Here is a 25,383-nt window from a genome sequence, read left to right as displayed (position 1 = left end):
CGGCGAACACGCCCGCCACGGCCGCGGCGGCCTGGACGGCGACGTAGCCGGCGGCCAGGCGCCAGCCGATCTCGCGCCGGGCCGCGAACACCAGGGTCACCGCCGGGTTGAAATGGGCGCCGGACAGCGGGCCGAAGATGGTGATCAGCACCACCAGCGCCGCGCCTGTGGAGAGCGTGTTGCCCAGGAGCGCGATGGCGTCGTTCCCGCCCGCCAGGCGCTCGCCCATGATCCCGGAGCCCACGACCACCGCCAGCAGCAGCGCCGTGCCCAGGGCCTCGGCGGCCAGGCGGCGAGCCGGGTCGAACGCCTCGCGCGGCGGCTCCAGGCTGGCGCCCGCCTCGTCGCGCGTCATCCGGCGGGCTGCACGTCGTTGGCCCCGATCTCGTCCAGTTTCTTCTGGAGCGACAGCTTGTCGAGCTTGGCGAGCGGCAGGTTGAGGAAGATGGAGATGCGGTTGTTGAGCATCCGATAGGTGTCGGCGAAGGCGAGCCCGATCTCGGCTTGGGCGCCCGTCGCCTTCGCCGGGTCCGGCATGCCCCAGTGCGCCGTCACCGGCTGGCCGGGCCAGTAGGGGCAGACCTCGCCGGCCGCGTCGTCGCAGACCGTGAAGACGAAATCCAGCTCCGGCGCGTCGGGGTTGGTCTCGCGCGCGAACTCGTCCCACGACTTGGAGCGGAAGTCCTTGGTGTCGTGGTTGAACTTCTTCAGGAGCTCGAGCGCGTGCGGGTTGACCACGCCCGTCGGGAACGAGCCCGCCGAGAAGGCCTTGAACCGCCCGGCGCCCAGCCGGTTCAGGATGGCCTCGGCGATGATCGAGCGGCAGGAGTTGCCGGTGCACAGGAACAGGATGTTGTAGGGGCGCTCGTCCATCGTCGGCTCCTCAGCAGGATGCGCCTTCGGCGGCGCACGCGCCGCTGGCCGCCGCCGCCAGGGGCGCGCAGATCTCGGGCTTGCCGGCGCAGCAGTCCTCCATCAGGAAGGCGAGCAGGCCGGTCATCTGGTCGTAGGCGGCGCGGTAGATGATCGAGCGGCCGTCGCGGCGCGGCGCGATCAGGCCGGCGTTGGCCAGGATCGTCAGGTTGGCCGACAGGCTGCTCTGCGGGCTGCCCGTCGCGCGGGCGATCTCGCCGGCGGCCATCCCGTCGCGCCCCGCCTGCACCAGCAGGCGGAACACGTCGAGGCGGCCGGGGTGGGCGAGGGCGCCCAGCGCGCGGATCGCTTCGGATTTTTCCATTGTTCTAGAATGTCAGAACTGTGGAGACGTCAAAAGCGAAGATTTTGTGTCAGCAGCAGGCGCCGCTCGTCGCCGGCTCAGCCTTCGGTTCCGGGGCTGGGGCCCCGCAGCAGGCGGCCGCCTGCGGCTTGGCGGTCTCCAGCGCGGCCAGGGCGTCGCTCGTACCGTAGGTCGTGGCTTCGCCGAACGTATAGAAGGTCTCCCAGCGCACGCCGGACGGGTCGGCCACCCAGCTCTTGTCCGACTTCGCGTAGCAGCAGGTGGTCGCCTGCTCGTCGAAGGTCTCGGCCCCCGCCGCCTTCAGCCGGCCCGCGAGCTCGGCCAGCTCGGCCGTCGAGTCCACCTGGATGCCCACATGGTCCACGCCCGCGGCGCGGTCGCGCTGCGAGATCGCGAAGTTCACGCGCGGGTCTTCCAGCATCCACTTGGCGTAGTCGTCCTTCACCACGCTCGGCGCCGCGCCGAACAGGGTCTCGTAGAACTGGATCGACTGGGCGAGGTCGGGCACGCTCACGTGCAGGTGCAGGCGCTTCATGTGGGTCTCCGTCGGGATGGCGGTGTTCAGCAGATCGTCGTCATTTTTATATTTCTAGAAAAATCGAAATGTCAAGAGGACCCCGGTGAAAAGCAGACCTGCGACGGACGCCTCCCTCGCCGCGCGCACGGCGCAGCCGGCCGACGCCGCCGCCATCACGGCGATCTACAACCAGGGTATCGAGGACCGGGTCGGCACGTTCGAGACCGAGCGGCGCCAGGCGGCCGACATCGAGGCGTGGTTCCCGCACGCCAAGGCGTTCGTCGCGGTGGAGGACCCGGACGGCGAGGTCGTGGGCTATGCCGTGGCGCACCCCTACGCCGGGCGACCCTGCTACGCCGGCATCGGGGCGTTCTCGGTCTATGTGCGCCGCGACCAGCGCGGCCGCGGCGTCGGGCGCGTGGCGATGACGGCGCTGGTGGACGCCGCACGCGAGGCCGGGTTGTGGAAGCTTACGTCGCGGGTGTTCCCCGAGAACCGCGCCAGCCTCGCGCTGATGGCCTGGTCAGGGTTCAAGGAGGTCGGCGTCTACGAGAAGCACGGCAAGCTCGACGGCGTCTGGCGCGACTGCGTCATCGTCGAGCGCCTGCTGCCCGAGAACCTGGACTGAGCCTCAGGTCGTCTCAGAGCGTGGCGAGCAGCCAGACCGAAACGCCGGCGAACAGCACGCTTGCGGCGAAGAGGGCCTGGGCCCAGGCGGCGGGACGAGTCTCGGCGTGGCGGGCGGCGGCGGCGGGGCGATGATGCTTGAACATGACGCGAACCTGGTGCGACGGAGACGATACGCGGGACTGAACGGGCCCAGGATCGGCCCCGCCGCCTGAACCGTCCCTGAATTCGCCGTTTACCTACCGCTGACTCTGTTTCGCCGGCTCGCCACCCAGTCGCGGACGCGAGCGTCCAGCACGCTGAGCGGCAGCGCGCCGGCCCCGAGCACCGCCTCGTGGAAACCCTTGATGTCGAAGCGCGGCCCCAGCGCCGCCTTCGCCTCCTCGCGCAGCGCCAGGATGCGCACCATGCCCACCTTGTACGACGTCGCCTGGCCGGGCGTGACGATGTAGCGGCGGATCTCGGAGCGGATCTTGGCCGCCGGCTGCGGCGAGTTGGCGGTGTAGTATTCCAGCGCCTGCGCCTCGCTCCAGCCCTTGGCGTGGATGCCGGTGTCGACCACCAGGCGGATGGCTCGCCAGATCTCCCGTCCCAGCCGCCCGAAGTCGCTGTAGGGGTCGGAATAGAAGCCGATCTCCTTGGCGAACAGCTCGACGTAGAGGCCCCAGCCCTCGATGTAGGCGCCGTAGTCCGACTGGCCGCGGAACTTGGGCGTCCCGGTCATCTCCTGGGCCAGCGAGATCTGCATGTGATGGCCCGGCCAGCCCTCGTGATAGGCCGTGCCCTCCAGCTCGTAGGTGGGCGTCGCCCCGGTGTCCGACAGGTGGACGTAGAACACGCCGGGCCGCGACCCGTCAGGCGCGCCCGACGAATAGTGCGCCGCCCCGCCCGGCTCCTCGCGGAACGCCTCCACCCGCTTCACGATCAGGTCCGACTTCGGCAGGCGCGCGAAATACTGCGGCAGCTTCGCCTCCATCGCCGTGAGGTAGCCGTCGGCCAGCCGCAGATAGCGCTCGCGGCCGTCGTCGTCGTTGGCCAGGTAGAAGCGCTTGTCGGTGCGCATGAAGACGAAGAACTCGGCGAGCGAGCCGGAAAAGCCGATCCTGCCCTTCAGGGTCTCCATCTCGCCGCGGATACGGGCGACCTCCGACAGGCCCAGCTCATGGATCTGCTCGGCGGTCATGTCGGTCGTCGTCTGGTCGCGCAGCTGGGCGGCGTAGAAAGCCTGACCGTCCGGCAGTGAGCCCGCACCCTTCGGATCGGCCGCGGCGGCCTCGCGGTCGGCGGTCAGCCAGGCGGCGATGCGGTCGTAGGCGGGCTTCAGCGACCCGCCCATGGCGGCGGTCGCCTCGGCCAGCAGGCGCGCCTCGCGGGCCTCGTCGATCTTGCCCATCTCGCGCAGCCGCTGGAGCTTGGCCTTGGCGTCGGCGTAGAGGGCGTTGTCGCCCGTGCCCGAGAACGGCGCCCCGGACGTCAGCAGCATGATCTCGGCCCGGGTCTGGTCGTAGGCGAACTGCGGCATGCGCACGCCGTTCGCCACCGCCGCCTTGGCCCGCTCGAGCTCGGTGTCCAGCGCCCGCGCGCCGGCCGAGATGCGGGCGATATAGGCCTCCATGTCGGCCGGCTCGTCGACGCGATGGGCGCTGATCAGGAAGCCGGGCAGCCGGGTGTGCGGGCCGCCGCGGTCGAAGATGTAGCGGTGGTTGCGCCACTTGCGCCGCTCGGCCGCGCGGTCCGCCTCCAGCGCCCAAAGGTCGTACGAGACCTGGGCGTCGGGACCCAGCTTCGCGCGGTCGAAGCGGGCCTTCATCCGCGCCACGCTTTCGCGCCGCAGCGACACACCCCGGTCCGCGGCGGCGTCCGAGGGGTCACCCAGGCGGTCGTACAGTTCCTTGCGGCCCAGCCGCGTCAGCTGCTCGGGGTTGAGCCGCAGCTGCGCCTCGTACTCGGCGTCGAGGAACCGGGTGAGCTCCGCGTCGGGCGCGGCCGCCGCGGCGGGGCCGGCCGCGAGCAGCCCGGCGCCCGCAAGGCCCCCTGCCACCAGCGAGTGGCCGAAGTCGCGTCGCGTGAGCCGCATGCCCTGGTTCCTTCCGTGAGTTCAGGCGTTGAACCGCCTACCCAGCTTCGTGAACTGCGCACAAGCGCCGCTTTACGCAAAGCGCGCTTGCCTCTACCGACCGCTAGGAAACTTCGAGGGACCCGCCCATGGCCTCCGGCCTTGTCGCCCTGCTGGACGATGTCGCCGCCATCGCCAAGATCGCCGCCACGTCGCTCGACGACGTCACCGCCGCGGCCGGCAAGGCCGGCTCCAAGGCCGTGGGGGTGGTGATCGACGACGCCGCCGTCACGCCGGGCTACGCCGTGGGCTTCACGCCCGACCGCGAGCTGCCGATCATCGCCAAGATCGCCCTGGGCTCGCTGGCCAACAAGTTCCTCCTGCTCCTGCCCGGCGCCCTGCTGCTCTCGGCCTTCGCCCCCTGGGCGGTCACCCCGCTGCTGATGCTGGGCGGCGCCTACCTCTGCTTCGAGGCCACCGAGAAGATCATCGAGGCAGTCGTCGAGCACGAGGACACCGACGAGATCGAGGAGCTGGCGCTCAGCTCGAAAGAGCTGGAGAAGCAGAAGGTGGTCGGCGCGATCCGCACCGACCTGATCCTCTCGGCCGAGATCATGGCCATCGCGCTCAACGACGTGACCGGCCAGCCGCTGTCCGTCCAGGCCGGGGCGCTGGCGATCGTCGGCCTGGCGATCACCATCGGCGTCTACGGCGTCGTGGCCCTGATCGTGAAGATGGACGACATCGGCCTGCACCTTTCGGAGCGCCGCGCCGCCTCCACCCAGGCGCTGGGCCGCGGGATGGTCAAGGCGATGCCCGTCGTCCTCGACTGGCTCACCCGCATCGGCACGGCCGCCATGCTCTGGGTGGGCGGCGGCATCATCGTCCATGGCCTCGAGCACTTCCACCTGACACCCATCCCGCATTGGGTGGAGGCCGTCTCCCACTGGGCCGCCGGCGTCCCCGCCATCGGCCCCGTCACCGGCTGGCTCGCCTTCGCCATCGGCTCGGCCCTTGTGGGCCTGGTCGTGGGCGGCGTGATTGTCGGCGCCCTGAGACTGATCCCCGGGTCGAAGCATTAGCAGCGCTAGTGCCCGCCTTCCACCCAGGGCACGCCCGCCGCGCGGAACGCCTCCGCCAGGGCCGCCTCCAGGTCCAGCGCCTCCCAGCGCCGCATCGGGTTGAGGTGCGCCACCAGGTCGGGCAGCAGCCGCACGCCGAACCGCCGCGCCGCCCCGCTCGCCTTGTAGCCCGCCTTGTGCTGGTCGAACCGCAGGTCGGGATCGCGCGACGTCTGGCCCACGTAGAGCCCCCACGCCTCGGTGCGGCGGGGATCGTGCAGTAGCGCCACATAGACCGAATGGCCCGCCCCACGCGCGCCGCGCGTGGTCGCCTTCAGCGTGCGCGCCGCCCGTAGCGCCGCCGGCGCCCAGGCCGGACCGGGACCGAGGAACATGGCCCGAGCTTAAGGAGAGTCGGCGCCGGCGTGGCCAGCCCACGTCGCCCCTTTCCGAACCGCCCTCGCAGCCTTAAGTTGCCTAGACAACTTTGGGGGGCGTCCAGTGACGGCGTCGAGTATCGCAGCGCGCCTGCGCGAGAGCGAGGCGCGGTTCCGCGCGCTCACCACAGCCACGTCCGACGTGGTCTACCGCATGAGCCCGGACTGGCGGGAGATGCGCCAGCTCGACGGCCGCGGCTTCATCGTCGACACCGACAGCCCCAGCATCGCCTGGATCGACGAGTACCTGCTGCCCGAGGACCAGGCGGCGATCCTGGCCGTCATCCAGGAGGCGGTCGACAGCAAGGGGGTGTTCCAGCTCGAGCACCGCGTGCGTCGCGCCGACGGCTCGGTGGGCTGGACCTTCTCGCGCGCCGTGCCGATCCTCGACGCGTCCGGCGAGATCATGGAGTGGTTCGGCGCGGCCACCGACGTCAGCGCCCGCCACGAGGCCGAGGAACACCTGCGCCTGGTGGTCAACGCGCTGAACCACCGGGTGAAGAACAACCTGGCCACCGTCCAGGCCATCGCCGCCCAGACCTTCCGCAACGCCGACGACCTGGTGCAGGCCGAGGCGGCGTTCGTGGGTCGCATCGAGGCCCTGGCGCTCGCCACCGACTTCCTGACCGGCGCCAAGGGCCCGCACCCGTCGATGCGCCTGGTGCTGGAAGAGGCCGTGCGTTCCCACCGGCCCACGCCCGAGCGCTGCCGGCTGGCCGGGCCCGACATCAACCTCCTGCCGAAGACCGCCCAGGCCGTCAGCCTCGCCATCCACGAGCTGGCCACCAACGCGCTGAAGCACGGGGCGTGGTCGGCCCCGCATGGCGAGGTCGCCGTCGACTGGTCGAGCGTCCGCGGCGACCGCGGCGAGCGGCGCCTGCGCCTCACCTGGAGCGAGCGGGGCGGTCCGCCGGTCTCGCCCCCCGTCCGCCGCGGCTTCGGCTCGCGCCTCATCGAGCAAGGCCTGGCCCAGGAGCTGAAGGGGCAGGTGCGCCTGGTGTTCGACCCGACGGGCCTTGCGTGCCTGGTGGACGCGCCGCTGGCCTGAGCGCATCAGCCCGCCCGGCCCGGCGTCATGGCCTGTTGGGCGTCGGCGGGATGCTGGGCATCGGCGGGATGGTGTCGAGCTTCGGCGGCGGTGGTTCGCCTTGCAGCCGCAGCGAGACCAGCGTCGCGACCGCGATCAGCGCCAGCGTCCCGATCAGGATCAGCAGGGCCACGAGCCAGCTGCGCGCCGTCGGCCGCGGCGGCGCGATCGTGGGCCTGGGCGGCGCGGCCGCAACCGCCCGGCGGGATGCGGCCTCCAGCGCCTCCGGAAGTTCGCCAAGCGGCCCGAAGGTGGCCCCGCCGCCCTCGAGCAGGATGTAGCGCTCGGGCGCCAGCTCGAGCTCGACCTGGGCGCCGCCGCCACGATAGCGGCGCATGCTCAGCCGCACGGCCTGTCGGCGCGGGAAGCTGGGCCACGCGTCCCAGTCCGTGCCCCACAGGTCCAGCAGCACGCGGCCCGTCGCGATCTCGATCACCCGCGGCGAGTTGACCCAATGGGTGTTGCTCCACTCCACCGAGGCGAGCTCGACGACGAGCGAGCCGTCCGGCGCCACGCGTCGCCCGAGATAGGTGTTGGCCGGATCGTCGCAGTCGGCGCGGGCCGCAGCCGCCGCGTCGGGCAGTTCGGCCAGGGGCCGCGGACCGTCCATCGTCGCCAGGTCGCGGAAGTCGCCCGCCACGGGGTCGATGCGGAAGATCGTCTGCCGGTCGCCCTGCTCGAGCGAGAGCAACAGGCTCCCGTCCGTCTGGGACACGATCCGGCTGGACTGCCAGGCGGCGCCGTCGAACAGCAGCGCCCCCGACCGTTCGTCACGGAGCCGCGCGAGCGGAGCCGTACTGTCGTAGCGCCCGCCTGCGTAGCGCCCGAGGTCATGCTCGAAGCGCAGGCTCCCGTCTGCGCTGACGCCGGACGCCACATCGACCGGGACGACCCAGCGATAGAAGCCCCACACGCCGTTCGACAGCTCCGCCGCCGCGAAGCGGGTGGCGCGCGCGCCGTCGTCGACGCTGTAGACCGTGAATGCGTGCAGCTGCCCGGGATGAGACGGGTGGACCAGCGTGATCCGCTCGCCGCCCTCCTCGCGCCAGGGCAGCGACCAGACGGGCAGCCCGTCCAGTTCGAGGTCGTCGTGATCGACGCCGACGTGCGCCACCCGCCAGCCGCTCGGCGGCGACAAGTTCGGGAAATCGGGGTCGATCTGCGGCGCGTAGGGGGCCGACTCAGGGGCCGGTGGCGCCTCCGCGACCGGTTTCGCGACCTCGGCCGGCGGTTTCGATGGCGCCACGGCGACGGCTTCGGACCGCACGCGCCCGCGCAGCATGGCGCCCAAGGCGAAGCCCAGCCCGCAGGCCAGCAGCCAGGGCACAAGCACGAACGACCCGATCAGCAGCAGGCCGTAGACCAGCTTGTCGAGATCCGTGGCGCTGGCCTTGCCGGATACGATCTCGCTTACCCCGACGGCCGCCGCGACCAGCAACGGCGCCAGCGCCCAGAGCCCGATGGCCCACATCCGCCAGCGCCGGGGCGCATAGATCGCGATCAGCGCCGGCACGCCGAGCGCCAGCCCGATCTGGAGCAGGTTGAGGAGAAGCTGTGTCATCGCTCCTGAGTTGTCCGTCTATCGCCCAGCTTGTCATCCCGGTTTTCGCGCAAAGCGCTGTCCACCCCCCGCGGGGTCATCCCGGTTTCGCCGCCAGGCGAAGACCGGGATGACAAATCTTGTGGGTTGGGAAGAGCGCCTTACGTCCGCTTCTGACGTAGGGCCGTGTTTTCCTCTCCCGCATGTCCGGCCCCCCGCCCGAGATCGACGAAGCGGGCGTGCTCCTGGCCAAGCTCGCCAGGCTCGGCCTGCGCGCCGCGCAGCACGTCCACGACTGCCTGCTGGACACCACCGATCCCGACGAGGTCGCGAGGCTAAACGCGAAAAGACGCAGAAGACCCTGAGCGGCCCCGCCTTCCGGGACCCCTTTCCGCGTCTTTCCGCGATTTCCGCGGTTCTCTTCCGACTGCGCCTGCGGCGCTCGAAAATCGAACGCGTTCGGTGATTGTCCGTCATGCCGTTCGGGCTAGAGTGACGGCACGGGATTACGGAGGGAGCGTTGAGGATGGTGCGGCCAAGGGCGGCGGCATCAATGCCGGAGCGCGTGTGACCGCCGCGGCGCCTCCGCTGGCGGGCGCGGCCGCGAAGGCCGTGGATTCCGGCCGCGCGCTGTTCTGGCGGCTGATCTGGATTTACCTGCTGGCCACCATCACGGCCGTCACCGTCTCCATGGGCCTGGGCCTCCTGGGGCTGGAGTTCACGCCCCGCCAATGGCTGCTGTTCTGGGCGTGCGTGCCGGTCGCCACGGCGTTCTTCACCTCGATCGACGTGCTAGTGATCCGCAGCCACCTCAAGCCGCTGGCCCCCGTGCTGAGCGCGCTGGACGCCGGCGAGCGGCCATCCGGCGCGGTCCTGGCCAGCGCGGTCGTCCGCGCGCTCAACCTGCCGCAGATGTCGGCGGTGCGGGTCACGCTGCTGCACGGGCCCATGGCGACGCTGTCGCTGTTGGCGGCGGTCTACACGCTGAACACCTTCTTCGACGGCGGCATCGCCATGTGGCAGCTGATCGGCCTGGCGGTGCTGATCCTGGTGTTCGCCTCGCCGGCGCACGCCATCTTCGAGTACTTCGCGGTGAGCCGGACGGTCGAGCCGGTGGTCAAGCGGCTGGCCGCCGCGCTGAACGGCCCCATCCCGGCCGAGCAGCAGGCCGAGCTGATCGCCGTGCCGCTGCGCAACAAGCTGCTGTTCCTGGCGATCTTCGTCTGCGCGCTCCCCCTGATCTTCAGCGCGGGCTCGTTCCTCTACAAGTTCGATCGGATGATCACCGGGCACGGGTTCACCGTGCCGTCCGGCGAGCTGGCGGCGCTCTACGTCTGGAGCTCGGCGGTCGTGGCCGTGTGCATCCTGGGGGCAGTGTCGATGGCGATCCTGACCTCCAGCGACGTCTCGCGCTCGGCGGCGCGGCTGGTGGAGGCGATGCGGCAGGTTGAGGGCGGCCGGCTGGACGAAGCCGACGTCGCGGTGCTGACCGCCGACGAGTACGCCCAGATCAACCGCGGCTTCGGCCTGATGCTGGCCTCGCTGCGCGAGGAGCAGCAGATCCTCGAGGTGACCCAGGACCTGGCCGGCGAGCTTCTGCTGGAGGTGCTGATCGAGCGGATCATGCGCGCCACCACCGACCTCCTGGACGCCGAGCGGGCCTCGCTGTTCGTCTACGACGAGAAGACCGAGGAGCTGTTCACCCTCTACGCCGACGGGGTCGGGACCCACGCCATCCACGTGCCGACGCACGTGGGGATCGCCGGCGCCGTCTTCACCACCGGGCACGTGGAGAACATCCCCGACGCCTACGAGGACCCCCGCTTCAACCGCGAGATCGACCGGCGCACCGGCTTCCGGACCCGCAACATCCTGTGCGCGCCGATCACCAACAAGGCTGGCGCCCGGATCGGCGTGGCCCAGGCGCTGAACAAGAAGGAAGGGGTCTTCACGGCCAAGGACGAGGCGCGCCTCAAGGCCTTCGCCGCCCAGATCGCCGTCAGCCTGGAGAACGCCAAGCTGTTCGACGACGTGCTCGAGATGAAGAACTACAACGAGAGCATCCTGAAGAGCACGTCGAACGGCATCGTCACGCTCGACGCCGAGGGCCGGATCGTGACCGCCAACGTCGCCGCCGAGGCCCTGCTGGACCAGACCCGCGACATGCTGGCCGGCCGCCCCGCCAGCGAGCTGTTCGCGGCCAATCCGTGGGTGCTGGACAACCTGGCCAAGACCGACGCCACCGGCGAGCCGGTGCTGGCGGTGGACGCCGAGCTGGTGAAGTGGTCGGGCGCGAAGGCCTCGGTGAACCTCACCGCCATGCCGCTGATCGACGCCGACGAGGCCCGGATCGGCTCGATGATCGTGATGGAGGACATCACCGAGGAGAAGCGCGTCCGCTCCACCATGAGCCGCTACATGTCGAAGGAGGTGGCCGACCAGCTGCTCTCCGCCGGCGAGGACGAGCTGGGCGGCAAGGAACAGAAGGTGACGGTGATGTTCTCCGACGTGCGGAGCTTCACCTCGATCGCCGAGGCGCTGGGCCCGCGCGAGACCGTCTCGCTCCTGAACGACTACTTCACCGAGATGGTCGACGTGATCTTCCGCCACGACGGCATCCTCGACAAATACATCGGCGACGGGATCATGGCCCTCTACGGCTCGCCGTTCCTGGGGCCGAACGACGCCGACAACGCGCTGGCCGCCGCCGACGAGATGATGCAGCGGCTGGCGGTGCTGAACGCGCGGCGGGCCGAGAAGGGTGAGGCGCCCCTCGACATCGGGATCGGCTTCTCCACCGGCCCGACGGTCATCGGCAACATCGGCTCGGTGCGGCGCATGGAGTACACGGTGATCGGCGACACCGTGAACCTGGCCTCGCGGCTGGAGGGCGCCACCAAGCAGTACGGCGCCAAGATCCTGCTCTCGGAGGCGACGGTGCGCGACCTGAAGCGGCCGGCGACGCTGCGCGAGGTCGACCTGATCCGGGTGAAGGGCAAGGACCGGCCGGTGGCGGTCTACGAGTCGCTGGGTTACCGCGCCCACGAGCCGGGCCTGCCGGCGCTGCTCGAGCTGTTCGCCCGCGGGCTCGAGGCCTACCGCTCGCGCGACTGGGCGGAAGCGACGCGCGCGTTCGAAGGGGCGCTCGAGCTCTATCCGGACGACCGGCTCTCGGCCACCTACCGCGAGCGCTGCGCGCTGCTGGCCGCCAACCCTCCCGACGACGACTGGGACGGCGTCTGGAACCTCACCGAAAAATAGGACTCAGGCCGCTTGCGGTTTCTTGCGGTCGGCGTCGGCGTCCTTCGGCAGGAACGCCAGAACCTTCACCGCCCAGCTCTGGGCCAGGGCGCGGGTGAGCGGCTCGCCGCTCTGCTGGTGGCGCGTGAGGTGGCGGTAGAACTCGGACGCGGCCAGAGTCAGGTGGAAATCGGTGGCCATGGACTGCAGCGTGGTAGCCTGGGCCAGCATCGCGCGCATCGCCTGGGACGGATCGGTCTCCGCGGCGGCCACGGCCGCACGGATGATCTTCAGGCACTGGTTGATCTTCTGCTGGTAGGGCGTTTCCGACCCGTCGGTCTTGCGCTTCAGCGGACCGGCGTAGTCGCCCGAGTTGAACCGGCGACGGTCGGGGCCGATGTAGGCGACACCCTCGACCCAGTCGCGGTCCTTGACCGTGACCGCTTCGAGCCGACGCAGCAGGTCCTTCATGCTGTAGGGCTTGCGCAGGAACTCGTGCACGCCGGCGTCGCGCGCGGCCAGGATCATCGCCTGGGTCGCCACGCCCGTGATCGTGATGACCGGCGCCTTGCGGCAGGCCAGGGTCGAGCGGCGCAGCCGGCGTACGAAGCCCAGTCCGTCCAGGCGCTCGTCGCCCAGACTCACGATGATCAGTTGCGGGTCGCAGGTCTCGGCGAGCTTCAGCGCCCGATCGGTCGTGGTGGCGATCCAGACATGACTCGGGCAGATGTCGCGCATCAGCTCGCTGAACAGGCGCGCCGCGCCCGGCTCGGGGTCGGCGACGACCACGCGCTTCAGCCTTGGCGCCATCTTCTCGATCAGCCGACGATCACCGACGAACAAGGTCTCAACCCCTTTCAAGCGGCGGAATATCTAAGCGAAATCCGTAAACAGCCGCTTGATGCCAGGCTGCGGGCCTCAGTCGTGGAACGGGTCGCGCATCAGGATGGTGTCGTCCCGCTGCGGGCTGGTCGACAACAGCGCGACCGGCGCGCCGATCAGCTCCTCGATGCGGCGCACGTACTTCACCGCATTGGCCGGCAGGTCCTTCCAGGTGCGCGCGCCCTGGGTGGTCTCGGACCAGCCGTCCATCTCCTCGTAGACCGGCGCGAGCTGGCCCTGGGCCTTCAAGCCGGCCGGCAGGTAGCCGATCTCGTCGCCCGCCAACCGGTAGCCGGTGCAAATCTTCAGGGTGGGCAGGCCATCCAGCACGTCCAGCTTGGTGAGCGCGATGCCCGAGATGCCGTTCAGCGCCACCGACTGGCGCACCAGTGCGGCGTCGAACCATCCGCAGCGGCGCGAGCGGCCAGTCACGGTGCCGAACTCCCGGCCCACCGTGCCCAGGTGCTTGCCCACGTCGTCGAACAGCTCGGTCGGGAACGGCCCCTCGCCCACGCGGGTGGTGTAGGCCTTCACGATGCCCAGCACGTAGCCGGGCCCCTTGGGGCCGAGGCCCGAGCCCGCCGCAGCCTGGCCCGCCACGGTGTTGGACGAGGTCACGTACGGATAGGTGCCGTGGTCGACGTCGAGCAGGGCGCCCTGCGCGCCTTCGAACAGCACGCGCTTGCCCGACTTCACGATGCCGTCGAGCTTCAGCCAGGCGGGCTGGGCATAGGCCAGGATCTGCGGCGCCAGCGCCTCCAGCTCGGCCAGCAGCGCGGGCGCGTCCACCTCCGGCAGCCCCAGGCCCCGGCGCAGCGGCGTGTGGTGAGCCAGCAGGCGGTCGATCTTGGCCTCCAGCGCCTCCCGATCCGCGAGGTCGGCCACGCGGATGGCGCGCCGGCCGACCTTGTCCTCGTAGGCCGGGCCGATGCCGCGGCCGGTCGTGCCGATCTTGTTGGCGGCCGCCGCCTCGCGGGCCTGGTCCAGGTCGCGGTGGATCGGCAGGATCAGGCAGGCGTTGTCGGCCAGGACCAGGAGGTCGGGTCCGATCTCGACTCCCTGCTCGCGGATCTGCGCGATCTCCTTCAGCAGGTGCCAGGGATCGACGACCACGCCGTTGCCGATGATCGAGAGCTTGCCCTGCACCACGCCCGACGGCAGCAGACTCAGCTTGTAGGTCTGGTTGCCCACCACCAGCGTGTGGCCGGCGTTGTGGCCGCCCTGGAAGCGCACGACCACGTCGGCGCGGTTGGAAAGCCAGTCGACGAGCTTGCCCTTGCCCTCGTCGCCCCACTGGGCGCCGATCACGGTGACATTGGCCATCTGGATACGATCTCCCGACCTGCCCGGAGAACGCGCCCAAGCCCTTCGACAGGTGCTCGGCAAGGGCGCGGAGATCAATTCGCGGGCGCCGCTTTAGACCATGTGGCCCTCGCCCTCAAGAGACGTGCGCGCTATCTCCCCAGCATGGACATTCCGCGCTTCCATCTGGCGTTCCCCGTTCGCGACCTCGCCGAGGCGCGCGCCTTCTACGGCGACCTGCTGGGCTGCCCCGAAGGGCGTTCGAGCGACGAGTGGGTCGACTTCGATTTCTACGGCCACCAGATCGTGGCGCACCTCTCGCCGGACGAAGTCGGCCACCGGGCGACGAACGTGGTGGACAGCCACGACGTGCCCGTCCGCCACTTCGGCGCCATCCTGACGCTACCGCAGTGGGAGGCGCTGGCCGAGAAGCTGAAGGCCGCCGGCACGGCCTTCCTCATCGAGCCCAACATCCGCTTCAAAGGCCAGCCCGGCGAGCAGGCGACGATGTTCTTCCTGGACCCGTCGGGCAACGCGCTGGAGTTCAAGGCCTTCGCCCGCGACGAGATGGTGTTTGCGAAATGAGCGAGACGCTGGAGCTGGCCTGCACCCTGGCCGACATCGAGGCTGCGGCCGAGCGGCTGAAGGGCTGGGCGGTCGAGACGCCGCTGATCGAGAGCCCGGCGCTGAACGACCGCCTGGGCCTGCGCGTGCTGATCAAGCCCGAGACGCTGCAGCGGGTGGGCGCGTTCAAGTTCCGCGGCGCCTTCAACCGGCTGGTCCAGCTCAGCCCCGAGGAGAAGCAGCGCGGCGTCGTCGCCTTCTCGTCGGGCAACCACGCCCAGGGCGTGGCGCTGGCGGCGAAGCTCCTGGGCATCCCGGCGCTGATCGTGATGCCGGCCGACGCGCCCAAGGTGAAGGCCGAGGCCACCAAGGGCTACGGCGCCGAGGTGAAGTTTTACGACCGCCTGACCGAGAGCCGCGAGAAGATCGCCGCGGCGATCGCGGCCGAGCGCGGCGCCGTGGTCGTGCCGGCCTTCGACGACCCGCACATCATCGCGGGTCAAGGCACCGCGGGCCTGGAGCTCGTGCGACAGGCGCAGGCCAGGGGCGCGAAGCTGGACGTGGTCATCGCCCCCTGCAGCGGCGGCGGACTGCTGGCCGGCGTGGCCACGGCGGTGAAGGCGCTGTCGCCCTCGACCGCCCTCATCGGCGTCGAGCCCGCCGGCTACGACGATACGCTGAAGTCCCTGCAGGCCGGCGAGCGGCGCCCGATGACGCCGACGCACCGCACCCTGTGCGACGCCCTGGAGACCCCCTGCCCCGGCGAGCTCACCTTCCCGATCCTCAAGCGCCATGTGGCCGACGTGGCCGTCGTCACCGACACGGAAGTGGCCGAGGCGGTGCGCTACGCCTTCTCGGTCCTGAAGCTGGTGGTCGAGCCCGGCGGCTCGGCGGGCCTCGCGGCCCTGCTGGCCGGCAAGGTCAACACCTTCGGCGGCAAGACCTTGGGCCTGGTCCTCTCCGGCGGCAACATCGACCCCGACCAGCTCGGCCAGATCCTGCGCCGCGAGCTCTAGACGAACAGGAAGTCCTGGAACGACATGTCGGCGAGGTCCTTGGCGGACTTCATGTTCACGAACTCCAGCACCCGCACCAGCGCGCCGGAGCCCGGCGCGTCGTACCAGATGGTCGCCGCGTTGGTGTCGCTCATCCGAGCGATCATCAGGTGGCCCTGGGCGTCGCTCGAAGCCAGCGCGTTGAGCTCGGCCGTCGAGTATTGGCGGTCGACGTAGAAGATGACCTCGCCCGTCTCCACGACCGTGTCGTTGTCGCCGATCTCGATCTGGCCGACGCCGACGTTGAACCGCACCTTGTCGGCCGCCGACGTCGCGGTGCCGTTCTGGAAGTCGAACAGCTGGTCGCCGAACTCGCTGACCCAGTCGAAGTGGAAGGTGTCGTTGCCGGCGCCGCCGAGCAGGATGTCGGCGCCACCGCCGCCGATGATCACATCATCGCCGCTCAGCGCGTGCAGCTTGTCGACATCGGCGCTGCCCTGCAGCGTGTCGTTGTTGTTAGTGCCCTTGTAGATGCCGCTGCCGATCGCCTCGACCATGCCCTGGACCGTGACGGTCACCGTCTGGATCGCGGTGTTCCCGGCGAGGTCCTCGGCCTTGTAGGTGAACTTGGCGGTCTGGGTCTGGCCGGGCTCCAGCACGTCGAGATCGCTGTCGCTCGCCTCGAAGGTGACCAACTGGCTGCCCGTGGGGAAGTTCAGGAGGTTGTTGCCCGTGCCCGTGGGCATGGCGGTGAGGATCGCATTGACCTCCTTGATCACCAGACCGGTCTCGCCGTCGTTGGCCAGCAGGCTGGCGTAGAGGTTCTCGGAGATCGCGTCCTCGTTGACCGAGATCGCATCCGGCGCGGCGTTCAGGAGGTTGTCGACCTTGATGGCGCCCAGGCTGAAGGCCGAGCTAGCGTTCCCGGCCAGGTCGGACTGGACGACCTGGATCTTGCCCGCGGCGTAGGTCGTGTTGTCGGCGAGGGTGAAGGACGTGCCGGCCCCGGTCGCCCAGGTCAGACCGCCATCGGTGGTGTAGCGCCAGGCGGTGGCGTCGCCGGCGAGCGTCACGTTGATCAGACCGTTCTGGGTGATGCCGTCGCTGTTGCTGACGCCCGTATCCACCGCCAGTTGCGCGGACGGCGCAGCGGGCGCGACGGTGTCGACGGTGATCGTGCGTTCCGGCGTATGCGAGACGTTGCCCGCGAGGTCGGTCACCTCGCCGCGGAACTGGTAGGTCCCGTCCGCGAGGTTGGACGTGTCGGCCGCGGACCAGGGCCCGGCCCCCTGCTTCATCTGGAACACCACGGCGGCGCCGGCTTCTTGGCCGGTGATCCCGAGGTTGAAGCTCTTGTCGTTGGTCACGTCGTCGCCGACGACGTTGCTGTCGACGTAGTTCGACAGGGTCAGCGTCCCCGGCGCCGGTGCGGTGTTGTCCACCGTGACCGTGCGCTCGGCCGTGTACGACACGTTGCCCGCGAGGTCTGTGACCACGCCGCGGAAGGTGTAGATTCCGTCGGCCAGGTTCGAGGTGTTGGCCGCGGTCCAGGGACCGGCGCCCAGTTTCATCTGGAACGCGACGCTCGTCCCGGGTTCCTCACCGGTGACGCTGAGCGTGAAATCCTTGTCCTGCGTGACGTCGTCGGAGCCGTTGGCGCCGGTGTCTTCGTAGTCGCCGAGCACCAGGTTGCCGGCCAGCGGCGCGGTGTTGTCGACAGTGACCTCGCGCTCGTCGGTGTAGGACACGTTGCCCGCCAGGTCGGTGACCACGCCACGGAAGGTGTAGATCCCGTCGGCGAGGTTGGACGTGTTGACCCCGGTCCAGGGACCGTCGCCCAGCTTCATCTCGAACGCGACGCTCGCTCCAGGCTCCTCACCGGTAATGCTGAGCGTGAAATCCTTGTCCTGCGTGACGTCGTCGGAGCCGTTGGATCCGGTGTCCTCGTAGTTGCCGAGGACGAGGTTGCCGGCCAGCGGCGCGAGGGTGTCGACGGTGACCTCGTGCTCGTCGGTGTAGGCGACGTTGCCGGCCGCGTCGGTCACGACGGCGCGGAACTGGTAGGTCCCGTCGGCCAGGTTCGCGGTGTCGGCGGCGCCCCAGGGCCCGGCGCCCTGCTTCATCTCGAACGCCACGCTGACGCCGGCTTCCTGGCCGGTGACGGCGAGCGTGAAGCTCTTGTCCGCCGTCACGTCGTCAGACGTGTTCGCGCCGGTGTCCAGGTAGTCGTTGAACACCAGGGTCCCCGGATCCGGCGCCGTGGTGTCGATCGTCACCGGCAGCGCCGGCGAGGCCGGCCCGGTCCCGCCCGCGTTGGCGGCGGTGGCAGTGAAGCTGTGAGGGCCCTCGCCGAGGACCGCGGTCGTGAAGCTCCAGGCGCCCAGGGCGTCGGCGGTCGTCTCGCCGAGCAGATCGACACCGTCGTAGACCTTCACCGTGGCGCCCGTCTCGGCCGTGCCGGAGAGGTTCAGGGTGGTGTCGTTCGTGATCCCGTCACCGGAAACGCCGCTGTCGTCCGCGAAGCCGGTGATGCTGGGCGCGGGCGGTGGCGGGTTGGACACCGTGACCGCCAGCGCGGTCGAGCTCGCGCTGGTGTTGCCGGCCAGGTCCGTGGCCGTCGCGGTGAAGCTGTGGGCCGCGTAGCTCAGGACCGCGGTGTCGAAGCTCCAGGCGCCCGAGCCGTTCGCCGTCGCCTCACCCACCCAGGGACGCGCCGTCGTAGATTGCGACCTTGGCATTTGCCTCGGCCGTGCCGGAGAGCGTGAGCGTGGTGTCGGCGGTGACGCCGTCGCCCGCGACGCCCGTGTCCTCGCTGAAGGCGGTGATCGCCGGCGCGGCGGGCGGCGTGGCGTCGATGGTCAGCCCACCGAAGCTGAACGCCGGGCTGGTGTTGCCGGCGGCGTCGGCCTGCCGCACCTGCACCAGGCCCGCCGCATGGGTTCCGCCCGGAACGGTGAAGCTCGCGCCCTCGCCGTCGATCCAGTTGGCGCCGCCATCCAGGCTGTAGCTCCATGTCACGCCGTCGCCGCTCAGGGTGACGTTCACCAGGCCGTTCTGGGTGACGCCGTCGCTGTTGCTGGCGCCGGTGTCGGCGGCCAGAGCGGCGCTGGGCGCGCCCGGCGCGATGGTGTCGATGACGACGTTGAAAGCCGCCGCCGCCGACTCGTTGCCGGCCGCGTCGACCGCGACCACCGTCAGCGTGTGCGCCCCTTCGCCCAGCGGCGACGACAGGACGACGTTGTTCCAGTTGCCCCCGTTGTTCGCGACGCCCTGGCCGACCAGGGTCGCGCCGTCGAAGATCTTGATGACCGCGTTGGCCTCGGCGCTGCCGGAGAGTTTCAGCTGGGTGTCGTTCGTCGTCGCGCCGTTGGCGATGGCGCCGGTGAGTGGGCTGGTCTCGTCGGCGACGGTGCTGATCACGGGCGCCGCCGGCGGCGTCGTGTCTATGGTGACGACGAAGTCCCCCGAGGCGCCGCTCAGGTTGCCGGCTAGGTCCGAGACCCTGCCGTTCAGGCGGTATTCCACGCCGTTCGAGAGGGTCGGAGTGGTGATATCGACGTAGCCGTTGGCGACGTCGGCGGCGGTCACGGTGACGGCCGGGCCCAGGGTCGCGGCGCCGTTGTGCAGTTGGACGGTGAAGCCGGCCGTTGCGCCGGTGCCAGCGAGGCTGATGCGGACCGTGGGCGTGGTGTCGTTCGTCGAGCCGTTGTTGGTGACGGCGCCCAGGAGCGGGCTGACATCGTCGTTCACCAGCGAGATGGCCGGCGCCGGTGGCGCGGCGTTGTCGATGGTCACCGACCAGCTTCCGGACGCGTTGCTGGCGTTGCCTGCGATGTCGATGACCTTGGCGTTGAACGCGTAGCTCTGGCCGTTGGTCAGCGCCGAGGTCGTGATCTCGACGAAGCCCAGCGTGATGTGGGTGGCGGTCAGCGTCACGGTTCCGCCCAGCGGCGAGACGCCGTTGAACAGCTGCACCTGGTCGCCGGCGACAGCGTTCGTGCCGGCCAGCCCGATCTTCACCGTCGGCGTCGCGTCGTTGGTGACCCCGCCTGAGGCGACCACGCCCGTCACGGGCGCGAGGTTGTCGCTGACCTCGAGGATCGACGGCGCATTCGGCGCGGTCAGGTCGATGGTGACGGCCTGGGTGTCCTCAGTGACCGTCGTTGTGGGTCCGGTGACCCTCACGAGGGTCAGCGTGTGGCCGCCTTCGGTCAGCGTGATGTTGTGGGTGAACTCAACGTTGTTCGGGCCGGGTCCGCCGGGGACGGTGAACGTGACGACCGAGCTCCCATCGACTAGCAACCGGTAAGTGTTGCCCTTCTGCAGCTCGACCGTGACGGTCAGCGAGGTGTCGTTGGTGATGTAGTCGTTGTTGAAGACGCCAGAGTCCGTCTCCACCTTTTCGATCGTCGCCACGTCGTAATCCCCCCCAGGATGATGCGGCACCCTGGCATACTGGGGTTATGCGGCCATCGAAGACCCTCCACAGGCGATTATGTTATTGCATGTTATGGAATATTCGGCAGCGAGCACGCGCGCAGCCCGCGCCGCGAGCTCTAGCGTAGGCCGCGCGCCCGGACGCGGATCGCGCTAGGGTAGCGCCATGAGCGTTCCCCCGACCCCGCCGGTCGGCCCGCCGCAAGGGCCGCTCGTCACCGGACAGGGCGTGCCGGCCGCGGCGGCGCCGACCCCGCTTGCGCAGCCGCCCGACCCGGTCGCGACCCTGCTGCAGCGCGCCGTCGACGCGGCGCGGGCGGATGCCGCGATCCGTCAGTCGGGGATGGGCTCGCTGATCGCCGATCTGGAGCCCGCGCTGGCCTCGCCCGGCCTGCCGCCCGAGGTGAAGGCCGCGATCCGCCAGGTCCTGTCGCTTGCGCTTGCGACCGATCCGGCGCCGGACGCCGCGGCGCTCAAGGCGGCGATCGGCCGTTCGGGCCTGTTCCTGGAGGGACGGCTCGCCGCCACGCCCGGAGCCCCGCCGATCGACATGAAAGCCGCCATGCTCGTCCTGCAGCAGGCCCTGGTCGCGGCTGGCGTGATGGCGGGCGGGCGGCCGCCCAAGGTTCCGGTCCCGCCGCCCTCACGGGGCGGGGCGGTGGTCGGTCAGGCCCCGCGGCCGGCCGGCGTGCGGCACGACGATGCGCCTGCGCACCTCATGCAGGTGCTGGGCGACGAGACCGACCAGGCGCTGGCGCGCCAGACCCTGCACCAGCTGGCCTCGCTGCCCGACGAGGCCGGCGGAGCGCGCTGGATGTTCGAGCTGCCGATGCTGACGCCGCAGGGCGCGGCGGTGGCGCAGTTCGCGGTCGAGCGCGACGGGGCCGGCGGCGGTGCGGCGGAAGCACAGCCAAGCTGGCGCGCGCGCTTCGCCCTGGACGTCCCGCCGCTGGGTCCGATCCGCGTGCATCTGCGGCTGCACGACGGCCGGAGCAGCGCCATCCTGTGGGTGGAGCGCCCCGACAGCCTCGCCCTGCTGCGCGACCAGACCGCCGACTTGGCCGAGGCGCTGGCAGGCGACGTTACGATCCAGCCCGGCGCGCCGCCCGCCCCGCAGGTCCCGCCCCCGGGCGGGCTGGTGGACCGCAGCTCATGAGCGAGAAGCCGCCGCCGCCCCTCGCCGTCGCCTTGCGTTACGACGCGCCGGATGCGCCCAAGGTGGTGGCCGTCGGCCGCGGCGAGCTGGGCCAGCGGATCATCGACACCGCCCGCGAGCACGGCGTGCCGCTGGAGACGAACCCGGCGCTGGCCGAGGCGCTGGCGACCATCGAGGTCGACAGCCAGATCCCTGAGGCGCTCTACGAGGCCGTGGCGGTGATCATCGCCTTCATCCTCAACGCCGCGCGCGAGCCGTCGGAGCCGCCGCCGATCCACCGTTAGGCCGTCTAGAGCCGATCCTCCGGCGCCGGCTGGCGCGGAACCTCGCGCGGCGTGACCAGGCGGGCCAGCTTGGGTTTCAGCCAGTTCTCGAAGTCGTCCACGAACTCGTAGACCACCGGCACCAGCACCAGGGACAGGATCGTGGAGGTGATCAGGCCGCCGATCACCGCCACGGCCATCGGCTGGCGGAACTCGGCGCCCTTCTCCAGGGCGAACGCGGTGGGCAGCATGCCCGCGGCCATGGCGACCGAGGTCATGACGATGGGCCGCGCCCGCTCGCGGCAGGCCTCGATCAGGGCGTCGCGCTGGCTCATGCCCTCGCGTTCACGCTCGATGGCGTACTCGACCAGGAGGATGGAGTTCTTCGCCGCCAGGCCCATCAGCATCAGGAAACCGATCAGCGAGGGGATCGAGAGCGACAGGTTGAAGGCCAGCAGCCCCAGGAACGCGCCGCCGATCGCGAGCGGCAGGGCGGTCAGGATGACGATCGGCTTGAAGAAGGACCGGAACAGCAGGACCAGCACGCCGAAGATCAGCGAGACGCCGGCGAACAACGCGATCGCGAACGATTGCATCATCTCGGTCAGCGCTTCCTGCTGGCCGGTTTCGGCCGGGGTCACGCCGGCTGGCAGCTTCTGCATGATCGGCAGCTTCTTCACCGCCGCCTGCGCCTCGCCCATCTCGACGCCGTTCAACTCGGCCTGGACGGTCTGCTGCCGCTTGCGGTTGAGGCGTTCGATGCGCGCGGGCCCGGCCTGGAACTGGACGTCGGCCACCGCGTCGAGGGTGGTGACGCCGCCACCGGCGGTGGGCAGGCGCAGGGCCTTGATCCGCTCGAGGTCGGCACGGGCGTCCGCCGGCAGGCGGATGCGGATCGGGATGCGGCGCTCGCCGGCGGTCAGCTTGGCGACGTTGGCGTCGATGTCGCCGACCGTGGCCACGCGGGCGGCCTGGGCGATGGTCTCGGCCGAGACGCCGAGACGCGCGGCCTCGGCATGGCGCGGCCGGATCACCAGCTCCGGGCCGGTCGGCGGCGTCGACGGACGCGGATCGGCGACCACGTCCAGGGTGCGCATCTGGCGCTCCAGCTCGGTGGACACGGCCAGCAACTGGGCCGGATCCTCGCTGGTCAGGATCTGCTGGAAGCCGGCCGAGCCCTGGAAGTCGAGGAAGCTGATCCGGGCGTCCGGGATCTCGCGCAGCCTGGGCCGCAGCATCGCGCGGATCTCGTCGCCGCTGCGCTCGCGCTTGGGGTCGAGCAGGACGTTCAGGCTGGCCGAGCGCAGGTCGCCGCCCCCTCCGCTGCCGGCGAACGGATTGGCCGGCCCGGAGGAGCCGACCTCTGCGAAGACGTCGGTGACGTCCGCATCCGCCTTCACCGTCCGGGTCACGCGCTGGACGACCTCCTCCATGTCGCGCGCCGTGGCGCCGGGCGGGCCCTGGATGCTGACGAAGAGGTAGTCCGGGTCGCCGGCGGGCTGGAAGCCCGAAGGCAGCAGCGGCACCAGCATCACCGAACCGATGAAGATCACGCCCCCGGCGATGGAGGCCACGATGCGGTGGTCGAGCGACCACACCAGGGCTGCGCGGTAGAACCCCGGCATCTCGCGCCGGGTCTCCACATGGGTCGTCGGCTTGAGGAGATAGGCGGCCATCAGCGGGGTCAGGAGGCGCGCCACCAGGAGCGAGAACAGCACGGCGACGCAGACGGTCAGGCCGAACTCGCGGAAGAACTGGCCGACCATCCCGGTCATGAAGGAGACCGGCGCGAACACCACCACGATCGCAGCGGTGGTCGCCACCACCGCCAGGCCGATGGCGTCGGCGCCCTGGATGGCCGCCTCGTAGGGCCGCATGCCCTGCTTCACCCGTTTCTCGATGTTCTCGATCTCGACGATGGCGTCGTCGACGAGGATCCCGACCACCAGGGTCAGGGCCAGCAGGGTCACCACGTTCAGCGAGAAGCCGAACATGTTGATCACGAAGAAGGTCGGGATCAGCGACACGGGCATGGCGAAGGCCGTGACCATGGTCGCCCGCCAGTCGCGCAGGAACAGCCACACCACGAAGGCCGCCAGCAGCATGCCCTCCAGCAGCACGTGCTGGGTGGCGCGGAAGCTGTCGCGGGTCTCCTGCACGGTGGTGAAGATGCGGGTGAACTTGACGCCCGGATGCTCCGTCTCGAGCTTCTCCAACCGCTTGAGGACCGCGTCCTCGACGGCGATGTCGGAGGCGGCGCGGGTCTTCATCACCTGGAAGCCCACCACGGGCCGGCCGTTCAGGCGCGCGAAGCCGCGCACTTCGGCGGCCCCGTCGCCGACCTCGGCCACCTCGGTCAGCTTGACGTAGCCGCCGGTCCCGGTGGGGATGGTCAGCTCCCGTAGCTGCGCCATGGTGTTGGCGGCGCCCAGCACGCGGACGGTCTGCTCGCGGCCGCCCACCTCCACCCGGCCGCCGGGGACGTCGAGGTCTGCGGAGCGCAGCGCGCTGTTGACCTGGGAGGCGGTGAGGCCGCGGGCGGCCAGCTTGTCGGGGTCGAGGACGACGTTGATCTCGCGCGTGGTGCCGCCCACGCGGCGGATCTGCGCCACGCCTTTCTCGGCCTGCAGGGCGCGCGAGAGCGTGTCGTCGATGAACCACGACAGCTCCACGTCCGACATGGCCGGCGCCTCGACGGCGAAGGTGGTGATCGGCAGGCTGTCGAACTCGACCCGCTGGACCAGGGGCTCGTCGATCTCGCGCGGCAGGTTCGGCCGGATCTGGTCGATCCGCGACTGCACCTCGTCGGTCTTCTTCTGGAGGTCTTCGCCGATCTCCAGCTCCAGCATCGTCGTCGACGCGCCCTGGGTGACCGTCGACTGGATGTTGCGGACATTGGAGATGGAGGCGACCGCGTCCTCCACCTGCCGCGTGATCTGGGTTTCGATCTCGCCGGGGGCCGCGCCGCTCTGCGTGATGGTGACCGAGACCGCGGGAAAGGTGACGTCCGGGAAGTTCTTCACCGCCAGCCCGAAGTAGGCGATCACGCCGGCCAGCACGAGACCCACGAACAGCACCGTCACCGGCACCGGGTTCCGGATGCCCCAGGCCGAGATCCGCAGTTGCGGGCGGTCCGAAGGATCGTGGCCGTGGCTCATGGGGTCAGGGCCTCTTGGCCGGCGACGGGGCGGCCTTGGCGGTGGGGGCCGCGGCGACCACGCGACCTTCCACCGGCTTGATCAGGTCGTTGTCGAGCAGGAAGGCCGCCGCGTTCTGGACGACGCGCGTCCCCGGCGCCGGGCCCTTGACCAACTGGACATAGCCGCCGCCGCGCGCGCCGGTCTGGACGCTGACGCGCTTCACGCGGTTCTGGGCGTCGACCGTCATGACGCTGGCGCCGTCGGCGTCGTAGCGGATCGCGGTTTCGGGCACGGTCAGCGCCGTCCCGGCGGCGTCGGAGAAGACGGCGCGGGCGAAGCCGCCGGCGCGGATGTCGGGCCGTACGGGCAGCAGGATCCGCACCTGGCCCAGCTTGGTCTGCGGGTCGATCTGCGGGCTGATGAGCCGCACGCGCCCCTGCGCGACCGCGCCGCTGGACAGGGTGACCGTGGCGGTCTGGCCTACGCGGACGCGGGCCAGGTCGGCGTCGGTGAGCTCGGCGGCGAGCTCGACCTGACCGTCGCGGGCCAGGCGGAACCAGGGCGTCGCCCCGCCCGCGGATAGGTCGCCCGGCCGCACCGTGCGCTCCAGGACCACCCCGGAGACCGGCGCCACGACCGCCAGCTTGCGCCGCTGGGTCTGCAGGTTGCGCAGGGTGGCGCGGGCGGCCTGGGCCTGGAACCGGCGCTGGGCGATCTGCTCCTGGCTGAGCACGCCCTGACCGTCGAGGCCGGACACCCGGTTCGCCTGGTCCTCCGCCTGGGCGGCCTGGGCCTGCGCCTGGGCGACCTGGGCCTCGAGCAGCGAGGGGTCGAGTACGACG

23 protein-coding genes are annotated in these 25,383 nt (G+C 70.5%); 9 read left to right on the top strand and 14 right to left on the bottom strand.

Annotation, left to right across the window (positions count from 1 at the left end; all coding sequences use genetic code 11):
- The 4 genes from VGD44_RS23375 to VGD44_RS23360 all read right to left on the bottom strand — a co-directional run.
- A partial coding sequence (locus VGD44_RS23375; RefSeq protein ID WP_331090788.1) for an aquaporin occupies nt 1-355 on the bottom strand: 355 nt, incomplete at its 3' end.
- Nucleotides 352-873 carry an arsenate reductase ArsC gene (locus VGD44_RS23370; protein WP_331090787.1) on the bottom strand — a complete coding sequence of 174 codons (522 nt, stop codon included), beginning with the start codon at nt 871-873 and terminating at the stop codon, nt 352-354. The genes VGD44_RS23375 and VGD44_RS23370, both read right to left, overlap by 4 nt.
- Before the next feature lie 10 nt (nt 874-883).
- Nucleotides 884-1,237 carry a metalloregulator ArsR/SmtB family transcription factor gene (locus VGD44_RS23365; protein ID WP_331090786.1) on the bottom strand — a complete coding sequence of 118 codons (354 nt, stop codon included), beginning with the start codon at nt 1,235-1,237 and terminating at the stop codon, nt 884-886.
- 49 nt (nt 1,238-1,286) lie between these two features.
- A complete protein-coding gene (locus tag VGD44_RS23360) occupies nt 1,287-1,772 on the bottom strand; it encodes an ArsI/CadI family heavy metal resistance metalloenzyme (protein ID WP_331090785.1) in 486 nt (161 codons plus the stop codon).
- A gap of 85 nt (nt 1,773-1,857) precedes the next feature.
- On the opposite strand from VGD44_RS23360, the gene VGD44_RS23355 reads away from it, so the two are divergent.
- Nucleotides 1,858-2,382 (top strand): arsinothricin resistance N-acetyltransferase ArsN1 family A, encoded by a 525-nt coding sequence (locus tag VGD44_RS23355; protein WP_331090784.1) that lies wholly within the window; start codon nt 1,858-1,860, stop codon nt 2,380-2,382.
- A gap of 13 nt (nt 2,383-2,395) precedes the next feature.
- Here the strand turns inward: VGD44_RS23355 and VGD44_RS23350 are convergent, their stop codons facing one another.
- On the bottom strand, nt 2,396-2,527 hold the full coding sequence (locus VGD44_RS23350; RefSeq protein WP_331090783.1) for a hypothetical protein: 132 nt from the start codon (nt 2,525-2,527) through the stop codon (nt 2,396-2,398).
- A gap of 89 nt (nt 2,528-2,616) precedes the next feature.
- Nucleotides 2,617-4,458, bottom strand: coding sequence for a DUF885 domain-containing protein (locus VGD44_RS23345; RefSeq protein ID WP_331090782.1), 1,842 nt, complete (start codon nt 4,456-4,458; stop codon nt 2,617-2,619).
- Between the two features lie 128 nt (nt 4,459-4,586).
- On the opposite strand from VGD44_RS23345, the gene VGD44_RS23340 reads away from it, so the two are divergent.
- Complete coding sequence (locus VGD44_RS23340) at nt 4,587-5,519, top strand: DUF808 domain-containing protein (protein ID WP_331090781.1); 933 nt, start codon at nt 4,587-4,589, stop codon at nt 5,517-5,519.
- A 5-nt stretch (nt 5,520-5,524) separates the two neighbouring features.
- Here VGD44_RS23340 and VGD44_RS23335 read toward each other — a convergent pair whose 3' ends face one another.
- Nucleotides 5,525-5,893 carry a hypothetical protein gene (locus tag VGD44_RS23335; protein WP_331090780.1) on the bottom strand — a complete coding sequence of 123 codons (369 nt, stop codon included), beginning with the start codon at nt 5,891-5,893 and terminating at the stop codon, nt 5,525-5,527.
- Between the two features lie 106 nt (nt 5,894-5,999).
- Between VGD44_RS23335 and VGD44_RS23330 the strand changes: the two genes are divergently transcribed.
- Entirely contained in the window at nt 6,000-6,983 is a 984-nt protein-coding gene (locus tag VGD44_RS23330) for a sensor histidine kinase (RefSeq protein WP_331090779.1), read from the top strand.
- A 25-nt stretch (nt 6,984-7,008) separates the two neighbouring features.
- On the opposite strand, the gene VGD44_RS23325 is transcribed toward VGD44_RS23330, so the two are convergent.
- Nucleotides 7,009-8,583: a hypothetical protein gene (locus VGD44_RS23325; RefSeq protein ID WP_331090778.1), complete on the bottom strand. Its 1,575-nt coding sequence runs from the start codon at nt 8,581-8,583 to the stop codon at nt 7,009-7,011.
- Nucleotides 8,584-8,765: 182 nt separating this feature from the next.
- Between VGD44_RS23325 and VGD44_RS23320 the strand changes: the two genes are divergently transcribed.
- Nucleotides 8,766-8,927 (top strand): hypothetical protein, encoded by a 162-nt coding sequence (locus VGD44_RS23320; RefSeq protein ID WP_331090777.1) that lies wholly within the window; start codon nt 8,766-8,768, stop codon nt 8,925-8,927.
- A gap of 202 nt (nt 8,928-9,129) precedes the next feature.
- On the top strand, nt 9,130-11,823 hold the full coding sequence (locus tag VGD44_RS23315; protein WP_331090776.1) for an adenylate/guanylate cyclase domain-containing protein: 2,694 nt from the start codon (nt 9,130-9,132) through the stop codon (nt 11,821-11,823).
- A gap of 3 nt (nt 11,824-11,826) precedes the next feature.
- On the opposite strand, the gene VGD44_RS23310 is transcribed toward VGD44_RS23315, so the two are convergent.
- Both VGD44_RS23310 and VGD44_RS23305 read right to left on the bottom strand, forming a co-directional pair.
- Nucleotides 11,827-12,645, bottom strand: a complete 819-nt coding sequence (locus VGD44_RS23310; protein WP_331090775.1) for a response regulator — start codon at nt 12,643-12,645, stop codon at nt 11,827-11,829.
- Nucleotides 12,646-12,720: 75 nt separating this feature from the next.
- A complete protein-coding gene (locus VGD44_RS23305) occupies nt 12,721-14,007 on the bottom strand; it encodes an adenylosuccinate synthase (protein WP_331090774.1) in 1,287 nt (428 codons plus the stop codon).
- A 144-nt stretch (nt 14,008-14,151) separates the two neighbouring features.
- On the opposite strand from VGD44_RS23305, the gene VGD44_RS23300 reads away from it, so the two are divergent.
- Nucleotides 14,152-14,571, top strand: a complete 420-nt coding sequence (locus VGD44_RS23300) for a VOC family protein (RefSeq protein ID WP_331090773.1) — start codon at nt 14,152-14,154, stop codon at nt 14,569-14,571.
- Nucleotides 14,568-15,566: a threonine/serine dehydratase gene (locus VGD44_RS23295; protein WP_331090772.1), complete on the top strand. Its 999-nt coding sequence runs from the start codon at nt 14,568-14,570 to the stop codon at nt 15,564-15,566. The genes VGD44_RS23300 and VGD44_RS23295 overlap by 4 nt, the downstream gene beginning before the upstream one ends.
- On the opposite strand, the gene VGD44_RS23290 is transcribed toward VGD44_RS23295, so the two are convergent.
- Nucleotides 15,563-18,247, bottom strand: coding sequence for an Ig-like domain-containing protein (locus VGD44_RS23290; RefSeq protein ID WP_331090771.1), 2,685 nt, complete (start codon nt 18,245-18,247; stop codon nt 15,563-15,565). The genes VGD44_RS23295 and VGD44_RS23290 overlap by 4 nt on opposite strands.
- The gene (locus VGD44_RS23285; RefSeq protein ID WP_331090770.1) at nt 18,240-19,961 is read right to left on the bottom strand and encodes an Ig-like domain-containing protein; all 1,722 of its coding nucleotides are present in this window, start codon (nt 19,959-19,961) and stop codon (nt 18,240-18,242) included. The genes VGD44_RS23290 and VGD44_RS23285 overlap by 8 nt, the downstream gene beginning before the upstream one ends.
- Nucleotides 19,962-20,148: 187 nt before the next feature.
- Here VGD44_RS23285 and VGD44_RS23280 point away from each other — a divergent pair, with 187 nt between their 5' ends.
- Together VGD44_RS23280 and VGD44_RS23275 are read left to right on the top strand one after the other, a co-directional pair.
- Nucleotides 20,149-21,138, top strand: coding sequence for a flagellar hook-length control protein FliK (locus tag VGD44_RS23280; protein ID WP_331090769.1), 990 nt, complete (start codon nt 20,149-20,151; stop codon nt 21,136-21,138).
- The gene (locus tag VGD44_RS23275; RefSeq protein WP_331090768.1) at nt 21,135-21,422 is read left to right on the top strand and encodes an EscU/YscU/HrcU family type III secretion system export apparatus switch protein; all 288 of its coding nucleotides are present in this window, start codon (nt 21,135-21,137) and stop codon (nt 21,420-21,422) included. Before VGD44_RS23280 ends, VGD44_RS23275 begins: the two co-directional genes overlap by 4 nt.
- A gap of 5 nt (nt 21,423-21,427) precedes the next feature.
- Here VGD44_RS23275 and VGD44_RS23270 read toward each other — a convergent pair whose 3' ends face one another.
- A complete protein-coding gene (locus VGD44_RS23270) occupies nt 21,428-24,559 on the bottom strand; it encodes an efflux RND transporter permease subunit (protein WP_331090767.1) in 3,132 nt (1,043 codons plus the stop codon).
- Between the two features lie 4 nt (nt 24,560-24,563).
- On the bottom strand, nt 24,564-25,383 hold an 820-nt coding region (locus tag VGD44_RS23265), incomplete at its 5' end, for an efflux RND transporter periplasmic adaptor subunit (RefSeq protein ID WP_331090766.1).

Source organism: Phenylobacterium sp. (assembly GCF_036402295.1).
Classification (GTDB): Bacteria; Pseudomonadota; Alphaproteobacteria; order Caulobacterales; family Caulobacteraceae; genus Phenylobacterium.
This window is presented reverse-complemented; position numbering and strand designations above follow the sequence as displayed.

Coding starts and splice junctions, on each gene's coding strand:
- VGD44_RS23345 (WP_331090782.1), bottom strand. CDS start 4,458: ATGCGGCTCACGCGACGCGACTTCGGCCACTCGCTGGTGGCAGGGGGC.
- VGD44_RS23335 (WP_331090780.1), bottom strand. CDS start 5,893: ATGTTCCTCGGTCCCGGTCCGGCCTGGGCGCCGGCGGCGCTACGGGCG.
- VGD44_RS23275 (WP_331090768.1), top strand. CDS start 21,135: ATGAGCGAGAAGCCGCCGCCGCCCCTCGCCGTCGCCTTGCGTTACGAC.
- VGD44_RS23300 (WP_331090773.1), top strand. CDS start 14,152: ATGGACATTCCGCGCTTCCATCTGGCGTTCCCCGTTCGCGACCTCGCC.
- VGD44_RS23305 (WP_331090774.1), bottom strand. CDS start 14,007: ATGGCCAATGTCACCGTGATCGGCGCCCAGTGGGGCGACGAGGGCAAG.
- VGD44_RS23365 (WP_331090786.1), bottom strand. CDS start 1,237: ATGGAAAAATCCGAAGCGATCCGCGCGCTGGGCGCCCTCGCCCACCCC.
- VGD44_RS23295 (WP_331090772.1), top strand. CDS start 14,568: ATGAGCGAGACGCTGGAGCTGGCCTGCACCCTGGCCGACATCGAGGCT.
- VGD44_RS23325 (WP_331090778.1), bottom strand. CDS start 8,583: ATGACACAGCTTCTCCTCAACCTGCTCCAGATCGGGCTGGCGCTCGGC.
- VGD44_RS23320 (WP_331090777.1), top strand. CDS start 8,766: ATGTCCGGCCCCCCGCCCGAGATCGACGAAGCGGGCGTGCTCCTGGCC.
- VGD44_RS23340 (WP_331090781.1), top strand. CDS start 4,587: ATGGCCTCCGGCCTTGTCGCCCTGCTGGACGATGTCGCCGCCATCGCC.
- VGD44_RS23370 (WP_331090787.1), bottom strand. CDS start 873: ATGGACGAGCGCCCCTACAACATCCTGTTCCTGTGCACCGGCAACTCC.
- VGD44_RS23270 (WP_331090767.1), bottom strand. CDS start 24,559: ATGAGCCACGGCCACGATCCTTCGGACCGCCCGCAACTGCGGATCTCG.
- VGD44_RS23280 (WP_331090769.1), top strand. CDS start 20,149: ATGAGCGTTCCCCCGACCCCGCCGGTCGGCCCGCCGCAAGGGCCGCTC.
- VGD44_RS23350 (WP_331090783.1), bottom strand. CDS start 2,527: ATGTTCAAGCATCATCGCCCCGCCGCCGCCGCCCGCCACGCCGAGACT.
- VGD44_RS23360 (WP_331090785.1), bottom strand. CDS start 1,772: ATGAAGCGCCTGCACCTGCACGTGAGCGTGCCCGACCTCGCCCAGTCG.